This is a genomic window from Oleiphilus sp. HI0043, from assembly GCF_001634935.1.
On the sequence record NZ_LWEY01001096.1, the window covers coordinates 1 to 1,985 of the forward strand.

Annotated in this window: 1 protein-coding gene and 1 pseudogene; both read right to left on the bottom strand. The window is 44.5% G+C overall.

What is annotated here, in order from left to right:
* A partial coding sequence (locus A3729_RS11945; RefSeq protein WP_068633903.1) for a chemotaxis protein CheA occupies window positions 1-1,739 on the bottom strand: 1,739 nt, incomplete at its 3' end.
* Window positions 1,740-1,815: 76 nt separating this feature from the next.
* Window positions 1,816-1,985 (bottom strand): annotated as a pseudogene (locus tag A3729_RS11950) (response regulator); the annotation flags it as partial.

Sequence of the window (1,985 nt, forward strand, 5' to 3'; positions counted from 1 at the left end):
TGAGACTCAATCGATTCGACAATAGATACCAAAGGAAAAATATATACCTGCTGACCAACACGAATTAGCTGACCATCCAAAATTGCCAGAGTCAGTGGCAAGCGTATCGAGAACATACTCCCCTTGCCTGGAGTCGACTCAACCTCGACCGAACCATTTAAGTCCTGTATATTTCTGCGCACAACATCCATACCAACGCCACGCCCCGAAATATCGGTAACTTCTGCAGCAGTTGAAAATCCAGGCTGGAAAATTAAGTCGTGAATTTGCTCTGGTTCAAGATGATCGTTAGGCGAAACAAGACCGTTTTCGATTGCTTTCGATAAAATTCGATCTTCATTGAGGCCGGCACCGTCATCAATAATCTGAATAACAATGTTACCGCCCTGGTGAAATGCGTTAAGGGTAATCTTACCGGTTTCATCTTTGCCAGCGGCAAGACGCGCTTCTGGCGACTCTAAACCGTGGTCAAGTGAGTTTCGAACAAGGTGAACAAGAGGGTCGCCTATTCTTTCCATCACTGTTTTATCCAGTTCAGTTTGCTCACCAAGCAGAACAAGCTCAACTTTCTTTTCAAGACTCTTACTAATATCGTGAACGAGGCGAGGGAAACGTGAAAATGCAAAACTAATAGGAAGCATCCTAATACGCATGACACTCTCTTGAAGCTCTCTGGTATGAAGACTTAGCTGCTCTAAACCTTCCATCAACTTCGGCATCATATCGACCGTAAAGTCTTTGCCCAGTTCATTTAGCATTGACTGGGTAATTACAAGCTCGCCGACCATATTGATCAGGCTATCGATTTTGTCTGTGCCTACACGGATTGAAACGCTTTCAGGCTTACTTTCCTTTTTAACAGGCGCTGGCGCTTTACTCGCTTTCTCAACACTGGCACTAGATTCAACACTCGACTTAGACGCGGGCACATCTTCTGTCTTAACTGCTGAAACACCAACCGCAGCTTCAGCAACAACCGCTGGCTCTGCTGCTTCAGCATTTACCTCAGACTCTTCAGAAGCTTGCGAATCAATTTTCTCAATTCGAATATCCGAGTCATCAACGACCCACTCAAAGACTTCGTCTATTTGAGCTCTTTCGGCATCACCCTTAAGTACAATATTCCAAGCTAGATAGCATGCTTCGGGGTCTAGCGAGCCAAGTTCTGGCAGCTCATCAACAACACTGGAAACCTCGACTTCACCCAACTCAGACAGTTCACGAAACATACGTACTGGGTCATTACCAGTGCGCAAGACATCTGCGTCGGGTTTAAAATAGATAGTCCAACCATCAGAACCTTCGTCGGTTTCCTCGCTAGGACTTTCACAGTTTTCTGCTGTTTCACTGCCACCTTCCAGCAGAGCGTTGAACTGTACTCGCAACTCATCTGCCAACTTGGTTTCGCAGCTTTGACCGGCCTCAAGCTCATTGATCATAGTTCGGATACAGTCGACAGACTTCAGAAACAGATCGACATGATCCACTTCCATAACAAACTGGTCTGAACGAATAAGATCAAGCAGCGTTTCTACAACATGTGTAAATTCAGCAATCTCATTAAAACCAAAGGTACCACTACCACCCTTAATCGAGTGTGCAGCCCTGAATATTTCGTTTATCGCTTCAGAATCGAGATTCGAGATATCGATATTAAGAAGCGCAGACTCCATAACATCAAGCCCTTCATAACTCTCTTCGAAAAACACCTGATGAAACTGACTTAAATCAACACTCATTGTATTGGCCTGTCTACGCGTAGTTACATTAACGATTTTTTGTTCTTGGTAGCGCTGTACATTACAGAGGTAAAGCTTAGCCCATTACTTTCTTGATAGTCGCTAATAGCTGCTCTGGGTTAAACGGTTTTACCAACCAACCCGTAGCGCCAGCATTTTTACCCTGCATTTTCTTATCGCCAGCTGATTCGGTGGTCAACATTAAGATTGGAGTAAACTTATAATCCGGTAAGGTTCTGAGGTTCT